The 16,616-nt window shown below is 66.7% G+C and carries 17 protein-coding genes; 8 read left to right on the top strand and 9 right to left on the bottom strand.

Annotated features, from left to right (window positions below; all coding sequences use genetic code 11):
• Positions 1-25: 25 nt before the first annotated feature.
• Together GY40_RS21305 and GY40_RS21300 are read right to left on the bottom strand one after the other, a co-directional pair.
• Positions 26-793 carry an SDR family oxidoreductase gene (locus GY40_RS21305; RefSeq protein ID WP_038366707.1) on the bottom strand — a complete coding sequence of 256 codons (768 nt, stop codon included), beginning with the start codon at positions 791-793 and terminating at the stop codon, positions 26-28.
• A gap of 11 nt (positions 794-804) precedes the next feature.
• Complete coding sequence (locus GY40_RS21300; RefSeq protein ID WP_038366704.1) at positions 805-2,004, bottom strand: mandelate racemase/muconate lactonizing enzyme family protein; 1,200 nt, start codon at positions 2,002-2,004, stop codon at positions 805-807.
• A 182-nt stretch (positions 2,005-2,186) separates the two neighbouring features.
• On the opposite strand from GY40_RS21300, the gene GY40_RS21295 reads away from it, so the two are divergent.
• The 6 genes from GY40_RS21295 to GY40_RS21270 all read left to right on the top strand — a co-directional run bounded on the left by GY40_RS21295 (position 2,187) and on the right by GY40_RS21270 (position 6,987).
• A complete protein-coding gene (locus GY40_RS21295) occupies positions 2,187-2,948 on the top strand; it encodes a GntR family transcriptional regulator (protein WP_038366701.1) in 762 nt (253 codons plus the stop codon).
• 28 nt (positions 2,949-2,976) lie between these two features.
• Positions 2,977-3,954, top strand: a complete 978-nt coding sequence (locus tag GY40_RS21290) for a 2-hydroxyacid dehydrogenase (protein ID WP_038366698.1) — start codon at positions 2,977-2,979, stop codon at positions 3,952-3,954.
• Between the two features lie 90 nt (positions 3,955-4,044).
• Positions 4,045-4,848: a transporter substrate-binding domain-containing protein gene (locus tag GY40_RS21285; RefSeq protein ID WP_038366695.1), complete on the top strand. Its 804-nt coding sequence runs from the start codon at positions 4,045-4,047 to the stop codon at positions 4,846-4,848.
• Positions 4,849-4,929: 81 nt separating this feature from the next.
• Complete coding sequence (locus tag GY40_RS21280; RefSeq protein ID WP_038366692.1) at positions 4,930-5,622, top strand: amino acid ABC transporter permease; 693 nt, start codon at positions 4,930-4,932, stop codon at positions 5,620-5,622.
• Positions 5,622-6,275 carry an amino acid ABC transporter permease gene (locus GY40_RS21275; protein WP_038366689.1) on the top strand — a complete coding sequence of 218 codons (654 nt, stop codon included), beginning with the start codon at positions 5,622-5,624 and terminating at the stop codon, positions 6,273-6,275. The genes GY40_RS21280 and GY40_RS21275 overlap by 1 nt, the downstream gene beginning before the upstream one ends.
• Entirely contained in the window at positions 6,256-6,987 is a 732-nt protein-coding gene (locus GY40_RS21270) for an amino acid ABC transporter ATP-binding protein (RefSeq protein WP_038366686.1), read from the top strand. Before GY40_RS21275 ends, GY40_RS21270 begins: the two co-directional genes overlap by 20 nt.
• Before the next feature lie 19 nt (positions 6,988-7,006).
• On the opposite strand, the gene GY40_RS21265 is transcribed toward GY40_RS21270, so the two are convergent.
• Positions 7,007-7,390: a nuclear transport factor 2 family protein gene (locus tag GY40_RS21265; protein ID WP_038366684.1), complete on the bottom strand. Its 384-nt coding sequence runs from the start codon at positions 7,388-7,390 to the stop codon at positions 7,007-7,009.
• Positions 7,391-7,506: 116 nt separating this feature from the next.
• On the opposite strand from GY40_RS21265, the gene GY40_RS21260 reads away from it, so the two are divergent.
• The gene (locus tag GY40_RS21260; protein ID WP_038366681.1) at positions 7,507-8,877 is read left to right on the top strand and encodes an aminotransferase-like domain-containing protein; all 1,371 of its coding nucleotides are present in this window, start codon (positions 7,507-7,509) and stop codon (positions 8,875-8,877) included.
• Between the two features lie 18 nt (positions 8,878-8,895).
• Here the strand turns inward: GY40_RS21260 and GY40_RS21255 are convergent, their stop codons facing one another.
• The 5 genes from GY40_RS21255 to GY40_RS21235 all read right to left on the bottom strand — a co-directional run bounded on the left by GY40_RS21255 (position 8,896) and on the right by GY40_RS21235 (position 14,537).
• Complete coding sequence (locus tag GY40_RS21255) at positions 8,896-9,300, bottom strand: DUF983 domain-containing protein (protein WP_038366678.1); 405 nt, start codon at positions 9,298-9,300, stop codon at positions 8,896-8,898.
• Positions 9,301-9,547: 247 nt separating this feature from the next.
• Positions 9,548-10,945, bottom strand: a complete 1,398-nt coding sequence (gene lpdA / locus GY40_RS21250; RefSeq protein WP_038366675.1) for a dihydrolipoyl dehydrogenase — start codon at positions 10,943-10,945, stop codon at positions 9,548-9,550.
• A gap of 10 nt (positions 10,946-10,955) precedes the next feature.
• Positions 10,956-12,257 (bottom strand): dihydrolipoamide acetyltransferase family protein, encoded by a 1,302-nt coding sequence (locus GY40_RS21245; RefSeq protein WP_038366673.1) that lies wholly within the window; start codon positions 12,255-12,257, stop codon positions 10,956-10,958.
• The gene (locus GY40_RS21240) at positions 12,257-13,273 is read right to left on the bottom strand and encodes an alpha-ketoacid dehydrogenase subunit beta (protein ID WP_038366670.1); all 1,017 of its coding nucleotides are present in this window, start codon (positions 13,271-13,273) and stop codon (positions 12,257-12,259) included. The genes GY40_RS21245 and GY40_RS21240 overlap by 1 nt, the downstream gene beginning before the upstream one ends.
• 4 nt (positions 13,274-13,277) lie before the next feature.
• Positions 13,278-14,537, bottom strand: a complete 1,260-nt coding sequence (locus GY40_RS21235) for a 3-methyl-2-oxobutanoate dehydrogenase (2-methylpropanoyl-transferring) subunit alpha (RefSeq protein ID WP_051988398.1) — start codon at positions 14,535-14,537, stop codon at positions 13,278-13,280.
• A 227-nt stretch (positions 14,538-14,764) separates the two neighbouring features.
• Here GY40_RS21235 and GY40_RS21230 point away from each other — a divergent pair, with 227 nt between their 5' ends.
• Positions 14,765-15,259 (top strand): Lrp/AsnC family transcriptional regulator, encoded by a 495-nt coding sequence (locus GY40_RS21230; protein ID WP_038366668.1) that lies wholly within the window; start codon positions 14,765-14,767, stop codon positions 15,257-15,259.
• A gap of 162 nt (positions 15,260-15,421) precedes the next feature.
• Here GY40_RS21230 and GY40_RS21225 read toward each other — a convergent pair whose 3' ends face one another.
• Positions 15,422-16,453 carry an LLM class flavin-dependent oxidoreductase gene (locus GY40_RS21225; RefSeq protein ID WP_038366896.1) on the bottom strand — a complete coding sequence of 344 codons (1,032 nt, stop codon included), beginning with the start codon at positions 16,451-16,453 and terminating at the stop codon, positions 15,422-15,424.
• Between the last annotated feature and the right edge of the window lie 163 nt (positions 16,454-16,616).

Genomic DNA, 16,616 nt, shown 5'->3' with positions numbered 1-16,616 from the left:
CTCCGGCGGATCAGTCTCCGCCGTTCTACAGGACGGCGAGCATTCCGCCATCGACATAGATGATCTGGCCGTTGACGTAGTCGGAGGCCGGCGCGGCGAGGAAGACGGCGGCGCCGATCAGTTCCTCCGGCTTGCCCCAGCGCTTCGACGGGGTGCGGCCCTTGACCCAGGCGTCGAAGGTCGGGTTCTCGATCAGCGCCTGGTTCATGTCGGTCAGCATGTAGCCGGGACCGATGGCATTGGCCTGGATGCCGTGCTCGGCCCATTCGGCGGCCATCGCCTGGGTCAGCATCTTGATGCCGCCCTTGGCGACCGTATAGGGCGCGACGGTGGCCCGGGCCAGCGCTGAGGTCAGCGAGCCGATGTTGATGACCTTGCCGTGGCCGCGCGCGATCATGCGCTTCGCGGCTTCCCGGCCGATGACGAAGGCCGAGGTCAGGTTGGTGTCGATGACCCGCTGCCAATCGGCCGTCGCCAGCTCGACCATCGGCTTGCGGAACTGGATGCCGGCATTGTTGACGAGGATGTCGACGGCGATGCCGGCGGCGTCGAAGCCGGCGAAGGCCTTGACGACTTCATCCTCGGAGGTGACGTCGAAGGGCGCGGCATCGGCCTCATGGCCGGCCTGACGCATCTCCTTGACGGCGGTCGCGACCCGTTCCGCATCCGTGCCGTTGACGAGAATGCGGGCGCCGGCCGCCGCCAGCCCCTCCGCCATGGCGCGGCCGAGCCCGCGAGAAGAACCGGTGACGAGGGCCGTGCGGCCGGTGAGATCGAAGAGGGGATTGGTCATAGCGCCTTCCCTCACAGGCTGGAGCGGCGGACCGTCAGGTCCGAGCGCTCGAACACCGCCGGCAGCAATTCGACGCCGAGGCCCGGAGCCTCCATCGGGTAGACATAGCCCCCCTCGATCCGCGGCATCTCGGTGACCAGCTCCTTGTACCAGCCGGTGTAGAAGGCGCGTACCGATTCCTGGATCAGCGTATTGGGCTGGCTGAAGGAGGCGTGGATCGCCGCGATGAAGCCGACCGGGCCGATGCAGTCATGCGGCGCGAAGGGGCGGTGATAGGTCTCCGCCATCGCCGCGATCTTGCGGCCCTCGGTGAGCCCGCCGGTCCAGCACAGATCGGCCATCACGACATGCATCGCGTCGCGGTCGAGCATGTCCTTGTAGGGGAAGCGCGAGCCCAGCGTCTCGCTCGCGGTCACCGAAACGGTGGTCGAGCGGGCGAATTCGGCCAGCGCCTGCGGCGAGTTCATCCGGATCGGATCCTCATACCAGCTCGGCTCGTATTGCTCGAGCACGCGGGCGATCTTGATCGCGGTCGGCAGGTTCCAGAGCGAGTGGAACTCGACCATGATTTCCATCTTGTCGCCGACGGCCTTGCGGATCTTCTCGAAGGGCTCGCAGGCCTTGCGCATCTGGTCGGGCGTGATGAACAGGCCCTGGTTCTCGATCGCCGGGGGATCGAAGGGCCAGATCTTCATCGCGGTGATGCCGCTTTCGAGCAGGCTTTCGGCGACCTCGTCGGCACGGGTCATGAAGCCGTGCAGGTCCTCATAGGGGCCCTCGGAGTGCCCGAAATTCCAGGTCGAGACCGGCTTGATGTTGTGCGAGCGGACATATCCATAGCCGGCACAGGTGTTGTAGATGCGCTGCTTGTCGCGGCAGAGGCCGCCCAGCATCTGGTGGACCGGCTGGCCGCAGACCTTGCCGAAGATGTCCCAGAGCGCGATGTCGACGGCCGAGGTCGCGCGCGATTCCGCACCCGTCGAGGCCTGCGCCATCGGCAGGTTGGTCATCTCCTTGTGTAGCGCCTCGATATGCAGCGGGTTCTTGCCGAGGAGCCGCATGGCGAGCGTGTCGTGGAGATGGGCCTCCACCGAGGCCGCGCCGTAGAAGGTCTCGCCGAGGCCGATCACCCCCGCATCGGTGTGCACGCGCACCCAGAGGACATTGGCGAACTCCTCGGTCCGCAACGTCTCGATCGCTGTGATTTTCAAAGTCCGCCTCCCTGGCGAGGGCTGGCTTCGACTTTGGTCGTGCCCTCCCATCCTTTACCCGCGCTTCCGTCGGCCTAGGATGGCGACGGAGCGTGCCGACCATAAGAGCGCTTGTAAAATATCACAACATGTTTATCGTCGCCGGCAAGCATGGGCCGGCAAGAGCCCGCTGCGGAGGAAACATGGCAAGACGCAAGGAGGAGCCGAAGCTCGCCGAGCTCGATGCGCTCGAGCCGCTGCCGCGCCGCAACCGCCTGAACTTCTTCGAACTGGCTTATGAACGCATCGAGTCGATGCTGATCGATTGCCAGCTCAAGCCCGGCCGCCTGCTGACGATGCAGGATCTGCAGGATCTGACCGGCTTCGGCCGCACCCCCGTCCACCACGCCGTCAACCGGCTCGCGGCGGACACGCTGATCAATATTCGCCCCCGGCATGGGCTCCAGATCGCGCCGATCGACCTGGCGCGCGAACGCGTGCTGCTCAAGCTGCGCGGCGATCTCGAGCGCTTCGTCGCGCGGCTAGCCGCCGAGCGCGCCGGGCCGACCCACCGCAACCAGATGCTGCATATGGCCCGGCTGCTCCGCGACCGCCGCGAGGAGCTGACGCTCGCCGAATTCAACAGCCTCGACCGGCGCATCGACCAGATGATCCTGGCGGCGGCGGGCGAGCCTTTCCTCGAGCATACGCTGAGGCCGCTGCACACCATCTTCCGACGCATCGGCTTCATCCATCACAGCTACATGCCCGGCCAGCACAATCTGGACGGGACCATCGACCACCATCTCGCCCTGCTCAACGGCATCGCCTCGTCGCAGGCCGAGCGCGCCATCGCCGCCTCCGAAAAGCTGATCGCCTTCGTCGACACCATGTTCGACGAGATGGAGGAGAACATCGATCCCTCCCTGCTCGACTGCAGCGTCGAGCCGCTGCTGCCCCGCTAAACTCCCGAACCGCCGGACATCCGAGACCATGCGCATCATCTTCCACGGCGAGAACGCCGCCAGCTTCAGCCACGGTTTCGCCGATCTTCTCGGCGGGCCGGCCGAAATCCAATTGCTGCCGGATGTGCTGGAGACCGAGGCGGAGCAGGCGGCCTATGCGCAGGCGCAGGCCATCATCGGCGTGAAGTTCGACGCGAGCCTGCCGGTGCCGGCGGGGCTCAAGCTCTTCCATGTGCCGGGCGCCGGCTACGATGCCGTCAATCTCGACCTGCTGCCGGCTTCCGCCGCCGTGTGCAACTGCTTCGGCCACGAGCAGGCCATCGCGGAATATGTGATGAGCGCCCTGCTCGCCCGCGCGATCCCGCTCACTGATGCCGACCGGCGGCTGCGCCAGGGCGACTGGGCCTATTGGGCCGGCGCGCCGGAGCGGGTGCATGACGAGATCGCCGGCCGGACCATCGGCCTCCTCGGCTTCGGCCATATCGGCAAGGCGATCGCCGCCCGCGCCAAGGCCTTCGAGATGCAGGTGCATGTCGCCAACCGAAGCCCGGTCGCGCCCTCGCCCCTCGTCGACCGCGCCTTCACCCTCGACCAGCTCGCTGCCTTCTGCGGCTCGGTCGATGTCGTCGTCGTCTCGGTGCCGCTGACGGAGGAGACCAAGGGCATCGTCGGCGCCGCAGCCTTCGCGGCGATGCGTCCTGACGCCGTCGTGGTCAATGTCGGGCGCGGGCCGACCATCGACGAAGAGGCGCTTTACGACGCCCTGAAGAGCCGCAGCATCGGCGGCGCGATCATCGACACCTGGTACCGTTATCCACAGGCTGGGGATGCCATGCCGCTGCCGTCGAAACTGCCTTTCCACGAGCTTTCAAACGTTTTAATGACCCCGCATATGTCCGGCTGGACCAGCGGAACGATCCGGCGGCGCCAGGCGGTCATTGCTGGTAACATCAGGCGCCGTTTCTCCGGCGAGCCGCTGGAGAACGTCGTCCGAAGGGGACAGTGAACCGAGAGGCATAACCACTTCTCGCCCATCAACCGGCCACAAGAAGCCGGGGACCAATCAGCGCGAATGCACCACAACGGGAGACGTCCAGTGAATATCCTCAAGCGTATCAAGATCGCCGGCGTGGCTCTCGCGCTCGGCGCCGGCATGTTCGCGGCGAGCCAGGCCTCGGCCCAGTCGATCACCGACATCATCAAGCGCGGCTCGGTGAAGATCGGCGTGCTGATCGGCGCCCCGCCCTATGGCTCGGTCGACTCGCAGGGCAACGCCATCGGCTATGACGCCGACGTCATCGCGCTGATCGGCAAATATCTCGGCGTCAAGGTCGAGATGGTGCAGCTCACCCCGCCGGCCCGCATCCCGGCGCTGGAGGCCAACAAGGTCGACTTCCTCGTCGCCACGCTGGCGCCCACGCCCGAGCGCGCCAAGGCGGTGATGTTCTCCATCCCCTACAGCGCCTTCCAGACCGGCATCTATGCCAAGAAGAACGTCGCCATCAAAACCTGGGACGACCTCAAGGGCCGCAAGGTCGGCGTCAACCGCGGCTCCAGCGTCGAGCGCGAGTTCACCAGCCGCGAGAAGGAGCTGAACCTCACCATCCTGCGCTTCGAGGACGACGCCACCACCATGCAGGCGCTGTTCTCCGGCCAGGTCGAGGCCATCGCCGGCCCCGACGCCCAGGCCAACGCCGCCATGAAGGCGCGCGGCGAGACCGAGACCGAGCTGAAGTTCGTGTTCGGCGTGCAGCCGAACTCGATGACCATGCGCAAGGACGCCTGGGAGCTGCGCCAGTGGCTCAACAACTTCATCTACTACGTCAAACAGAACGGCGAGCTCGACGCGATCGCGCAGAAGTGGGTCGGCAGCCCGCTGCCGCCGCTGCCGACCTTCTGATCCAACCCTCCGATCGGACCTGCCGGCGCGCCTGAGCGCGCGCCGGCGACCCTCGACCTCGCAGGCCGAAGGAGCGCGCCGTTGCTCTTCCAAGACGTCCTTTCCAAATGGCCGATGATCCTGCACGGGGTCTGGCTCACGATCGCGCTGTCCTTCGTCGCGATCGCGCTCGGCCTCGTCCTGGCGACGGGCATGACCGCGCTGCGCAGCCTGGCGGGCAGCTGGGCCGGCTATCTCGTCGACGCCTATGTCGAGCTGATGCGCAACACGCCCTTCCTGGTGCAGCTCTTCATGATCTTCTTCGGGCTGCCGCAGTTGGGTATCCGCCTGAACGGGCTCGAAGCCTCCGTTCTGGCGATGACGCTCAATCTCGCCGCCTACGCCACCGAGATCATCCGGGCCGGCGTCGATTCCATCCATAAATCGCAGATCGAGGCCGGTCTCGCGCTCGCAATGACCAAATGGCAGGTGCTGAAGCATGTCATCCTGCAGCCGGCCTTCGCCCGCGTCTGGCCGGCGCTGTCGAGCCAGTTCGTGCTGATGATGCTGGCCTCCAGCATCTGCTCCTTCGTCTCGGTGCAGGAATTGTCCGGAACGGCGGCGATCATCGAGCAAGACACGTTCCGCTCGTTCGAGACCTATATCGTCGTCACCGTGCTCTACCTCGTGCTGGCGCTCTCCTTCAAACTCTTCCTGAACTGGCTCGGCCGGAAGCTCTTCCCGCAGGTGTCGGGCCTTGCCCGGCTCACCGAAGCGCATGGGGAGGCCGCCTGATGCAGACCTTCGGTTGGCCCGAGGCCTATTTCATCCTGCGCTCCGCCGGCTGGACGCTGGCTCTCACCGCGATCGCCTTCTTCATCGGCAGCATCATCGGCGGCGTCTTCGCGATCATGCGTCTGTCGCGGCTCCGGTGGCTGCGCCGCTTCGCCGCCAGCTACATCCTGGTGATCCAGTCGATCCCGGTGCTGATGGTGCTGTTCATGAGCTATTACGGGCTCTCGGCGCTCGGCATCGAACTGCCGCCCTTCCTCGCGGCCTCGGCCTCGCTGTCGATCTACGTCTCCGCCTATCTCGCCGAGATCTGGCGCGGATCGATCGAATCCGTGCCGCGCCAGCAATGGGAGGCCTCGGCCTCGCTGGCGCATACGACGGCGCAGACCTACCGCCATGTCATCCTGCCGCAGGCGGTCCGGATTTCACTGCCGCCGACGGTCGGCTTCCTCGTCCAGCTCGTGAAGAACACCTCGATCGTCCAGGTCGTCGGCTTCGTCGACCTGATGCGCGCCGGCATGCTGGTCAACAACGCGACCTATCAGGCCTTCCAGATCTTCAGCCTGGTCGCGCTGATCTATTTCGCGATCTGCTTCCCACTGTCCCGGCTCAGCCGCCATCTCGAAAAGGTGATGAATGCCAGCCGTTCTCATTGAAGACATCCACAAGCGCTTCGGCTCGCTGGAGGTGCTGAAGGGCGTCTCGCTCAGCGTCGAGGCCGGCCAGGTGGTCGCCATCATCGGGCGCTCCGGCTCGGGCAAGTCGACGCTGCTGCGCTGCATCAACGGGCTCGAGAGCTTCCATGCCGGCAAGATCGAGGTCGCCGGGCACCTGACGACGCAGGATCCGAAGAAGCTGCGCGAATTGCGCAAGGATGTCGGCATCGTGTTCCAGAGCTACAATCTGTTCCCGCACCTCACGGTCGGGCAGAACATCATGCTCTCGCCGCGCATCACCAAGGACGTGCCGCAGGCCGAGGCGCTGGCGCTGGCCAAGGAGGTGCTGGCGCAGGTCGGCTTGTCCGAGAAGTTCGACAGCTATCCGGACAATCTCTCCGGCGGCCAGCAGCAGCGCGTCGCCATCGCCCGCTCGCTGGCGATGAAGCCGAAGGTGATGCTGTTCGACGAAGTCACCTCGGCGCTCGACCCGGAACTGACCGGCGAGGTGCTGCTCGTCATGGAGAAGCTCGCCAAGGGCGGCATGACCATGCTGCTCGTGACCCACGAGATGAACTTCGCCCGCACGGTCGCGAACACCACCGTGTTCATGCATCAGGGCAAGATCTGGGAGCAGGGTCCGTCGAAGGAGCTCTTCGCCAACCCGCAGACGCCGGAGCTCAAGGCCTTCGTCAGCGCCGGCGCGCATTGAGCCTCGGCGGCCACGCCCGTCATGGCACCGGCTCGACCGGCCTCCAGGCCGTGGCCGTATCGTAGAAGAAGCGCTCTTCGACGATGCGGTCGCCGCGCCAGCGCTGGATCGCAAGCTCGTCGAGCCGGTGCGTGACACCGTCCTTGCCCGTCGCGTCAAAGGTCCAGTGGACGACCACCCGGTCGCCATCGACCAGCACGGCGCGCGGCGGATGGGTGTGCATGCGCTCAAGGCGCGCGAGCGCCCGCGCCTCATGCTCCATCAGCAGATCCCGGCCGCGCCGTGGCTCGGCCATGTTCTCCTGCATGGAAGCGTCTTCCCAGTAGAAATCGCGGATCGCCGCGACATGATCGCCTCCGACAACGGCCGCGATGAAATCCTCGACACGCGAACGCTCGGGCATAGCTCTTCTCCAGAGAGAGGCCCTCGTTCTCGCAAGGGCGGAGGCACTGGCTTGTCAGCAGCGACTGCGCTATCGACGCATACAATAGCAAGAATGTATGGCATGAAGGATCAGCCATGGTGCAAGCCGCGACAATGCCGGCATGGCTCGGTGAGCTAGACCCCGCTGCCGGCCCGCGCTACCTGCAAATCGTCGGGCTGATCGAGCGGGCTGTCTCGGATGGACGCCTGCGGCCCGGCGACCGGTTGCCGCCTCAGCGGAAACTGGCCGAACTCCTCGAGGTCGACCTCACCACCGTGACCCGCGCCTTCGGCGAGGCGCGCGAGCGTGGGCTGCTCGATGCGGTGACGGGGCGCGGCTCCTTCATCTCGACCCGGCAGGAAGAGGCCGGCCCGCCGCTCGACCTGAGCATGACGATCCCGCCCGCGCCAAAAGGCGTGCGGCTGGGCGAGATGATGGAACGCGGCATCGCCGAGTTGCTGGCGCGCAGCAACGCCGACCAGTTGATGAACTACCATGCCGGGGGCGGCTCGCTGGCGGAGCGCGCGGCCGGCGCGGCTTGGCTTGCGCCTTTGCTGGGTGCCCTGCCGCCGCAAAGGATCGTGGTGGCACCCGGCGCCCAGACCGCACTCACCGCCCTGTTCCAGATGCTCGCCGCCCCCGGCGACACCGTCCTGATGGAACCGCTCGCCTATCCCGGCCAGATCGACGCGGCCCGCCGGCGCGGCCTCGCCATTGCACCGGTGGCGGAGGACGGCGATGGCCCCTTGCCGCAGGCGCTGGAGGAAGCCGCCCGCCGTTCCGGTGCCCGGCTGTTCTGCCTGACGCCGACGCTGCACAACCCGACCTGCCGGACTGTTCCACTCGGACGGCGGCAGGAGATCGCAGCCATGGCGCGCAAGCTCGACCTCACCTTGATCGAGGACGACCCCTACAGCCTGCTTGCGGGTGATACACCGCCGCCCCTCGCCGTGCTGGCCCCGGAGCGGACATGGCATGTCGCGACCTTGTCGAAGGTGCTCACCCCCGGCCTGCGCACTGCCTTCGTCGTGCTCCCCGACGGTATCGAGGGCGACGGGCTTGTTGCTGCGTTGCGGGCCGCCGCGCTGATGCCGGCTCCCTTGATGACGGCTCTCGCCGCCCACTGGATCAGGATCGGTGCCGCGCAGGATTTGCTCGACGGCGTGCGCCGCGAGGCGGCCGAGCGGCAGGCGCTGGCGCGTTCGATCCTGCCTGCCTCGATGCAAGCGCATCCGCACGCGCTGCATCTCTGGCAGCCGCTACCGCCGCATCGGGACCGGCACCGGCTGATCGAGAGCGCGCGTCAGGCAGGGCTCGGCGTGATGGCCTCGGATGCGTTCGCGACGGGCGAACAGGTGCCGGACGCGATCCGGGTCGCGCTCGGAGCCGTACCCGAGCGCGCGCGCCTTGCCGAGGCGCTGCGCCTGCTCGCCGGAATCATCGCCGGGGAACGTGCGCCGGCCTGAGCCGAGCCAATGGCCGGGTCAGGCGGCGGGGCTGTCCTTCGGCGTGGCGGGAGCCGCGAGGCGCCCTTCCTCGGCCTTGTGGAAGAACTGCGAGGCGACGAGCCAGCCCTTCAAGGGCTGCAAGGGCGGGATGCAGGTCAGCAGGATCAACGGCAGCGTCGTGACGAGATGCACCCAGGTCGGCGGGTTGTAGTTCAATTCCAGCCAGAGCGGGAAAGCCGCCGCGGGGATGCAGACGAACATCATCACGAAGAAGGCCGGACCATCGGCCGGGTCGGCGAAGGAATAGTCGAGGCCGCAGACCTCGCATTTCGGCTTCAGCTTCAGGAAGCTCTCGAACATCTTGCCCTGCCCACAGCGCGGGCAGCGGCCGCGCAGGCCGGTCTGGAGCGGAGAGAGTGGCGGCCAATGCTCGCCGGACATGGAACGTCTCCTCGGGACGGCGCCGTTCGCTCGGCGTCGCCCCTCAGATCGTCTTCGATGCAGACAATGTCAAGATTGTATGCATCTTAGCTGGCTGCCTGCGCGGATCGGTCGCGGGGTTAAGACGGGCGTCATTCTCGGGCTTGACCCGAGAATCTCTGGAAGCGAGGCGTGGGAACCTCCTCCGGCAAGAGAGGCTCGGGTCAAGCCCGAGCATGACGACGGGGACCCTGCGAAATCGACCCGCTCAAATATGCAGCGCGTGGCCCAGCGCCTTCATCGCGGCTTCCGGGAAGGCCTCGCCGAGCGTCGGATGGGCGTGGATCGTGCCGGCGATATCCTGCAGCGTCGCACCCATCTCGATGGCCAGCCCGAAAGCCGCCGAGAGTTCCGAGACGCCCTGCCCCACCGCCTGGATGCCGAGCACGAGATCGCTGCCGGCCTGCGCCACCACGCGCACGAAGCCGACCTCGGCATGGCGGGTCATGGCCCGGCCATTGGCGGCGAAGGGGAACTGGCCGATCTTGAGCTCGTGGCCGGCGCGCTTGGCCTCGTCTGGCGAGAGGCCGACCGAGACAATCTCGGGATCGGTGAAGCAGATCGCCGCGATGCCGCGCTTGTCCCAGGCACGCGGCAGACCAGCGACGATCTCCGCCACCATCTCGCCCTGCGCCATGGCGCGATGCGCCAGCATCGGCTCGCCGGTGACGTCGCCGATGGCGTAGATGCCGCGCATCGCCGTCTCGCAGCGCTCGCCAATACGGATGAAGCGGCCATCCATGTCTAGCACGAGGTTTTCAAGGCCGAGACCATCGGTGACCGGCTTGCGGCCGACCGTGACCAGAATCTTGTCCGCCGGCAGCGCCCGCTCCTTGCCGTCCGCGGTCTCGATGCGCAGGCCATCGCCCTTGGGCGTAGGGCCGAGCGCCTTGGCGCCGGTGAGCACCTCGACGCCGAGCGCGGTCAGGCGCTTGGAGATCGGGCCTGTCAGCTCGGCATCGTAGAGCGGCAGGATCTTGTCCTGCGCCTCGACGACCGTGACCTTGGCTCCGAGCTTGGCGAAGGCCGTACCCAGCTCCAGCCCGATATAGCCGCCGCCGACGACGACGAGGCGCTTCGGCACCTCGGTCAGCGCCAGCGCGCCGGTCGAGGAGATGACATTGCCGCCAAAGGGCAGGAAAGGCAGTTCGACCGGGGCGGAGCCGGTGGCGATGACGATGGCCTCGGCCTGAATCGTCTTCGGGCCGGTCTCGGTCTCGACGACGACCGTCTTGCCGTCGCGGAAATGGGCGCGGCCATGGACGATCTTGACCTTGGCCTTGCGCAGCAGGCCGGCGACGCCGTTGTTGAGGCGCTGGACGATGCCGTCCTTCCAGGCCACCGCCTGCTTCAGGTCGAGCTTCGGCTCGGCCGCCGTCAGGCCGAAGGGCATCTTGCCGGCGGCGGCTTCCGCCGCCTTCTCGAACTCCTCGGCGACATGGATCATCGCCTTGGAGGGGATGCAGCCGACATTGAGGCAGGAGCCGCCGAGCTTGGTGCTCTCGACAATGACGGTGTCGATGCCGAGCTGACCGGCACGGATGGCGCAGACATAGCCGCCGGGGCCGGCGCCGATGACGAGGAGCTTGCAGGTGATTTCGGTCATGGCGTGCTCCTCATAGATCCACGAAGAGCGTGGCCGGGTTCTCCAGCAGTTCCTTCAGCCGCTGCACGAAGACGGCCGCGTCCCAACCGTCGATGACGCGATGGTCGAAGCTGGAGGAGAGGTTCATCATCTTGCGCGGCACGAAGGTGGTGCCGTCCCAGACCGGACGCACGACCATCTTGTTGACGCCGACGATGGCGACCTCCGGATAGTTGATCACCGGCGTCGTCGCGATGCCGCCGAGCGCGCCGAGCGAGGTGATGGTGATGGTCGAGCCGGTGAGCTCGTCGCGCGTCGCGGTGCCCTGCCGGCCGCGCTCGGCGAGGCGGGCGAGCTCGATGGCGCAGCCCCAGAGATCGCGCGCCTCGGCATGCTTCACCACCGGCACGATCAGGCCGGTCGGCGTCTGCGTGGCGATGCCGATATTGATCGCGGCATGCTGGCGCACGATGCCGGCATCGTCGTCATAGAGCGCGTTCAGCGCCGGCTGCTCGGCCAGCGCCTTGACCATGGCGCGCATCAGGAAGGGTAAAAGCGTCAGCTTCGGCCGCTCCGGCGTCGGCTTCTTGTTCAGCGTGGCGCGCAAATCCTCCAGCGGCGAGACGTTGATCTCCTCGACGATGGTGATGTGCGGGATGCGCGATTTCGACAGCGCCATCTTCTCGGCGATGCGGCGGCGCAGGCCGACGACCTTCACCTCGGTGACGGCGCTCTGCTCGACGAGCCCGCCGCCACGCGCCGGCTCCGGGCCGCGCAACAAGAAGGCGTCGATATCCTGATGGGTGATGCGACCGGCAAGGCCCGTGCCCTGGACCTGACGCAAGTCGACCCCGGCCTCGCGCGCCTTCAGACGTACGGCCGGCGAAGCCAGCGGCTTCTCGCCCGGAGCGCGGCGCTGGATGGGGGCGGCGTCCGCACGCACGGCCTTCGGCGGCGGCGGAGGCGGTGCTGCCGGCTTGACGGGAGCTGCCGATGCAGCAGGCTTCTCCGCCTTGGGCGCTGGTGCGACCGGAGCCGGCTTCTCGGCAGGCGCTTCCTCGGCAGGCTCTTCAGCCACCGCGCCTTCAGCGCCCGCCACCTTCAGCTTCACGATGGCCGAGCCGATCGCGACGGTGTCGCCGACCTCGGCGCCGACCCAGGTGACCTCGCCCTCGACCGGGGAGGGAATCTCGACCGTCGCCTTGTCGGTCATCACGGCGGCGAGCAGATCGTCCTCGCGGACGATGTCGCCGACCTTGACGTGCCACTCGACGAGTTCGGCTTCCGCGATGCCCTCGCCGACATCCGGCAGCTTGATGATGCGCTCGACCATCAGCGTGCCTCCATGATGTCTAGCAGCGCCTGTCCGAGGCGGGCGGGGCCGGGGAAGTAGTCCCATTCCTGCGCATGCGGATAGGGCGTGTCCCAGCCGGTGACGCGCATCACCGGCGCCTCCAGATGGTAGAAGCAGTGTTCCTGCACGAGTGCCGCGAGTTCGCCGCCGAAGCCGGAAGTGAGGGTCGCTTCGTGCAGCACGATGCAGCGGCCGGTCTTCTGGACCGAGGCGACGATCGCCTCGAGATCGAGCGGGACGAGCGTGCGAAGGTCGATCACCTCGGCATCGATGCCGGTATCCTCGGCCGCCGCCAGAGCGACATGGACCATGGTGCCATAGGCGAGGATGGTGACGGCCGAGCCCTCGCGACGCGTCACCGCCTTGCCGAGCGGCACGGTGTAATGGCCCTCCGGCACCTCGGCGAGCTCATGCTTCGACCAGGCCGTGACCGGACGGTCGTGATGGCCATCGAAGGGGCCGTTATAGAGCCGCTTCGGCTCCAGGAAGATCACCGGGTCGGGGTCCTCGATCGCGGCGATCAGCAGACCCTTGGCGTCGTAGGGGTTGGAGGGAACGATCGTCTTCAGGCCGGAGACATGGGTGAAGAGCGCTTCCGGGCTCTGGCTATGGGTCTGGCCGCCGAAGATGCCGCCGCCGGTCGGCATGCGGATCACCATCGGACAGGTGAAGTCGCCGGCCGAACGGTAGCGCAGCCGAGCCGCTTCCGAGACGATCTGGTCATAGGCCGGGTACATGTAGTCGGCGAACTGGATCTCGACGCAGGGTTTCAGGCCATAGGCCGCCATGCCGATCGCGGTGCCGACGATACCGGCCTCGCTGATCGGCGCGTCGAAGCAGCGGGACACCCCGTATTTTTGCTGCAAACCATGGGTGCAGCGGAAGACGCCGCCGAAGAAGCCGACATCCTCGCCGAAGACCACGACATCGTCGTCGCGGCCCATGGAGACGTCCATGGCGGAGCGGATCGCCTCGATCATCGTCATGCGTGCCATCGGGTCAGACTCCGATCTGCTGGCGCTGGCGGCGCAGATGCGGCGGCAGCTCGGCATAGACGTCCTCGAAGATGTCGCGCGCCGAGGGCTTGCCGCCGGAATGCAGGGTACCGAAGCTCTCGGCCTCCTTTTGCGCGGCGATGACGGTGGCGAGGATTTCTGCTTCCGCCTGCTTGTGGCGTTCCTCGGACCAGGCACCGACCGCGATCAAATGCTGCTTCAAGCGGATCAGCGGGTCACCCAAGGGCCAATCGTCGGATTCGTGCTTGGGGCGGTAGGCGGAGGGGTCGTCCGAGGTGGAATGGGCACCGGCGCGATAGGTGACGTATTCGACCAGCGTGGGACCCAGATTGCGGCGGGCGCGCTCGACCGCCCATTGCGCGACGGCATAGACCGCAAGGTAATCGTTGCCGTCGACGCGCAGCGCCGGGATGCCGAAACCGAGGCCCCTTGCGGCAAAGGTGCCGGAGCCGCCGCGCGCGATGCCCTGGAAGGTCGAGATCGCCCACTGGTTGTTGACGACGTTGAGGACGACCGGGGCCTTGTAGGTCGAGGCGAAAACCAGCGCGGCGTGGAAATCCGATTCCGCGGTCGAGCCGTCGCCGATCCAGGCGGCGGCGATGCGGGTGTCGTTCTTGATCGCCGAGGCCATCGCCCAGCCGACGGCCTGGACATATTGCGTCGCGAGATTGCCGGAGATCGAGAAGAAGCCGTGCTCCTTGGAGGAGTACATCACCGGCAATTGCCGGCCCTTCATCGGGTCGCGCTCGTTCGAGTAGATCTGGCACATCATGTCGACGAGCGGGTAGTCGTGCGCGATCAGCAGGCCGGCCTGGCGATAGGTCGGGAAGTTCATGTCGCCGGGCTGGAGCGCGATACGGAAAGCGCAACTCACCGCCTCCTCACCAGTGTGCTGCATGTAGAACGAGGTCTTGCCCTGGCGCTGCGCCATCTGCATGCGCCCGTCGAAGGTGCGCAGCGTCATCATGTGGCGCAGGCCGCGGATCAGGTCCTCCTGCGAGAGATCGGGCACCCAGGGGCCGACCGCCTCGCCCTCGCGATTGAGGACGCGGATAATCGAATAGGCGAGATCGCGGATGTCCTTGGGGTCGACATCGACAGGCGGGCGCGCGACCGAGCCGGCCTTCGGGATCACGACATGGGAGAAGTCTGGCTTCTCGCCGGGTCGGCTCGCTGGTTTGGGGACATGGAACTGCAGTGGCTGGGTTACTGCCGGCGCCTGGCCTGCCTTGTCGCTGCTCATGAGCGCCTCCATCCCTGTCGCCGCCAGCATTCCGCCTTTGCCGGCGTCCGGCAAGGCGTTCCGTCAACGGCGCTGCCATGCCCTGCGACCGCAGCCGCCGGCAATCGTTCCCCTTGCAACCAACGCTAGCTCCACCGCCCCGGAGGTTCCTTCCGAATTTGCCGGCATCCCGGAAGCGTGGCAGAAGATCATTCTGACTTGTAGCCAAAACCCAGAACGATCACCCGATGAATAAAAAGAGCCAGAAGAGTCCTGCTCTCGATCCGATCGATCGCAAGATTCTTGCTGCATTGCGGGAAGACGGGCGATTGACCACCCAGGCCCTGGCCGAAAAGGTCGGCCTCTCGCCCTCGCCCTGCTGGACGCGGGTGAAGCGGCTGGAGGAGGCCGGCGTCATCGAGAAATACGTCGCCCTGCTCGACCATCAGGCCCTCGGCTACAACAATGTCGTCTTCGTCGAGATCACGCTCGACAAGCATGACGACAAGGTGCTCGACCAGTTCGCCGAGGCGCTGGTGAAGGCGCCGGAGGTGGTCGAGGCGCATCTGGTCACCGGCGAATACGACTATCTCGCCAAGGTCGTGGTCAGCGGCACCGACCATTATGAGCGCTTCCTGCGCGGGACGATCTACCGCATTCCCGGCGTCAGGCAGACGCGGACGACCTTCGGGCTGAGGGTGCTGAAGCGGACGCTGTCGGTCGATCCGCTGAAGGCGCCGTAAACCCCTTACGCACCCCCTGCGCGGTCATCCCGGACAAGCGGCGAAGCCGCGTCGATCCGGGATCCATTCCGGAGCGCTTCCGAGGAAGGTTCAGGCATGGATCCCGGGTCTTCGCTGCGCTCCGCCCGGGATGACCACGGAGGAATCGTCAGAAGAACGCCTTCAGACCAGCATCTCCCGCACCAGCGGCACGACCTTCTCGCCGTAGAGCCGGATGCACTCCATCGCCTTCTCATGCGCCAGCGGCCCGGCGCTGTACTTCAGCTGGAAGCGGGCGATGCCGAGCCCCTTGGCGGTAGCAGTGATCTTGCGAGCCACCGTCTCGGGCGAGCCGAGATAGAGCGAGCCGCGCGCGACCTCCTGCTCGAACTCGTCCCGGCCCATCGGCGGCCAGCCGCGCTCGGCGCCGATGCGGTCGCGCATCTGCTTGTAGGCCGGGAAGAACTCCTCCTTGGCCTGCTCGTCCGTCGCCGCGACATAGCCCGGCGAATGCACGCCGACGGGCTTCGCCGGCTTGCCTATCTGGCCATAGGCGCGATGGTACAAGTCCACGAACGGCTTGAAGCGCAGCGGGTCGCCGCCGATGATGGCGAGCATCAACGGCAGGTCGTAGCGCACCGCGCGCACCACCGATTCCGGGCTGCCACCGACGCCGATCCAGGTCTTGAGCGGGCCGTTCTCGACCGGCGGATAGACGAGCTGGTCCTTCAACGGCGGCCGGATCGAGCCCTGCCAGGTCAAGGGTTCCTGCGGCAGCAGGCCGGCGAAGAGGTCGAGCTTCTCCTCGAACAGCTTCTCGTAATCGCGCAGGTCGAGCCCGAAGAGCGGGAAGGATTCGGTGAAGGAGCCGCGGCCCAGGATGACCTCGGCGCGCCCGTTCGAGAGGGCATCGACCGTCGAAAAGCGCTGGAAGACGCGGATCGGATCGTCCGAACTCAGCACGGTGACGGCCGAGCCCAGCTTGATGCGGCTGGTGCGCGTGGCCATGCCGGCCAGCACCGTCTCCGGCGAAGAGACCGCGAAATCGGCCCGGTGATGCTCGCCGACGCCGATGAAATCGATGCCGACCTGATCGGCCAGGACGGCTTCGTCGACGAGATTGCGGATCACCTGCGCATGCGGCAGCGGCTTGCCGTCCGCCCCGTTGGTGACGTCGCCGAAAGTGTCGAGTCCGAATTCCAGGTCCTGTGCCATGATCATCCCGAGGCCGCGACGCGACCCTTTGCCTGCCGGCCATCCCGGCTCCCCGCAGTTAGGGTCGGGGTTGCTGCAGCGCAATTCTCGAGGCGTTGCCCTCACAGCAACAGCCTGTTTGCAGGGCTGCAACCGCCCCGCTTGCAACCGGCCGCCGCTATGC

This window comes from Allobosea sp. UNC402CLCol, assembly GCF_000745475.1.
Classification (GTDB): Bacteria; Pseudomonadota; Alphaproteobacteria; order Rhizobiales; family Beijerinckiaceae; genus Allobosea; species Allobosea spartocytisi.
The sequence above is the reverse complement of the archived record's forward strand: the minus strand, read 5'-3'. Positions and strand labels throughout refer to the sequence as shown.

What these genes read in the sequence shown, in the direction of transcription:
- GY40_RS21270 (WP_038366686.1), top strand. Translation starts at nt 6,256, where the DNA reads ATGCCAGCCGTTCTCATTGAAGACATCCACAAGCGCTTCGGCTCGCTG.
- GY40_RS21255 (WP_038366678.1), bottom strand. Translation starts at nt 9,300, where the DNA reads ATGTCCGGCGAGCATTGGCCGCCACTCTCTCCGCTCCAGACCGGCCTG.
- GY40_RS21230 (WP_038366668.1), top strand. Translation starts at nt 14,765, where the DNA reads ATGAATAAAAAGAGCCAGAAGAGTCCTGCTCTCGATCCGATCGATCGC.
- GY40_RS21305 (WP_038366707.1), bottom strand. Translation starts at nt 793, where the DNA reads ATGACCAATCCCCTCTTCGATCTCACCGGCCGCACGGCCCTCGTCACC.
- GY40_RS21245 (WP_038366673.1), bottom strand. Translation starts at nt 12,257, where the DNA reads ATGGTCGAGCGCATCATCAAGCTGCCGGATGTCGGCGAGGGCATCGCG.
- lpdA (WP_038366675.1), bottom strand. Translation starts at nt 10,945, where the DNA reads ATGACCGAAATCACCTGCAAGCTCCTCGTCATCGGCGCCGGCCCCGGC.
- GY40_RS21265 (WP_038366684.1), bottom strand. Translation starts at nt 7,390, where the DNA reads ATGCCCGAGCGTTCGCGTGTCGAGGATTTCATCGCGGCCGTTGTCGGA.
- GY40_RS21290 (WP_038366698.1), top strand. Translation starts at nt 2,977, where the DNA reads ATGCGCATCATCTTCCACGGCGAGAACGCCGCCAGCTTCAGCCACGGT.
- GY40_RS21225 (WP_038366896.1), bottom strand. Translation starts at nt 16,453, where the DNA reads ATGGCACAGGACCTGGAATTCGGACTCGACACTTTCGGCGACGTCACC.
- GY40_RS21275 (WP_038366689.1), top strand. Translation starts at nt 5,622, where the DNA reads ATGCAGACCTTCGGTTGGCCCGAGGCCTATTTCATCCTGCGCTCCGCC.
- GY40_RS21235 (WP_051988398.1), bottom strand. Translation starts at nt 14,537, where the DNA reads ATGAGCAGCGACAAGGCAGGCCAGGCGCCGGCAGTAACCCAGCCACTG.
- GY40_RS21295 (WP_038366701.1), top strand. Translation starts at nt 2,187, where the DNA reads ATGGCAAGACGCAAGGAGGAGCCGAAGCTCGCCGAGCTCGATGCGCTC.
- GY40_RS21260 (WP_038366681.1), top strand. Translation starts at nt 7,507, where the DNA reads ATGGTGCAAGCCGCGACAATGCCGGCATGGCTCGGTGAGCTAGACCCC.
- GY40_RS21240 (WP_038366670.1), bottom strand. Translation starts at nt 13,273, where the DNA reads ATGGCACGCATGACGATGATCGAGGCGATCCGCTCCGCCATGGACGTC.